Origin of the sequence: Nguyenibacter vanlangensis (assembly GCF_013376155.1) — a bacterium.
GTDB classification, from domain to species: domain Bacteria; phylum Pseudomonadota; class Alphaproteobacteria; order Acetobacterales; family Acetobacteraceae; genus Gluconacetobacter; species Gluconacetobacter vanlangensis.
On the sequence record NZ_JABXXP010001205.1, the window covers coordinates 1 to 586 of the forward strand.

At 69.8% G+C, this 586-nt stretch carries 1 protein-coding gene; it reads left to right on the plus strand.

Going from position 1 to position 586, the window contains the following annotated elements; all coding sequences use genetic code 11:
• Positions 1 to 586, plus strand: a 586-nt coding sequence (locus HUK84_RS22130) for an aldehyde dehydrogenase family protein (RefSeq protein ID WP_176642033.1), incomplete at both ends; no start/stop codon positions are given.

The following is a 586-nucleotide window of genomic DNA, read 5'->3' on the forward strand; positions in this document are numbered from 1 at the left end:
TTTCGCGCCTGGCGGCTGGTGCCGGCGCCGCGCCGTGGCGAACTGGTCCGGCTGCTGGGCGAGGAACTGCGCGCCGCCAAGCACGCCCTGGGCCGGCTGGTGTCGATCGAAGTCGGCAAATCCCCTTCGGAAGGCCTGGGCGAAGTCCAGGAAATGATCGATATCTGCGATTTCGCGGTCGGCCTATCGCGTCAGTTGCACGGGCTGACGATCGCCACCGAGCGGCCCGAGCATCGGATGATGGAAACCTGGCATCCGCTTGGCGTCACCGGCGTGATCTCGGCCTTCAACTTCCCGGTCGCCGTCTGGTCCTGGAACGCGGCGCTGGCCCTGGTCTGCGGCAATCCGGTGGTGTGGAAACCGTCGGAAAAGGCGCCGCTGACCGCGCTGGCCTGCCAGGCGGTCTTTGCCCGCGCCGCCGCCCGCTTCGCCGAAAGCGGCGCCCAGGTGCCGGACGGGCTGCTGGTGGTGCTCAATGGCGGGCGCGAGATCGGTGAAATCCTGGTCGATCATCCCGACGTGCCGCTGGTCTCGGCCACCGGATCGACGGCGATGGGCCGCGCGGTGGGCCAGCGCCTGGCCGCCC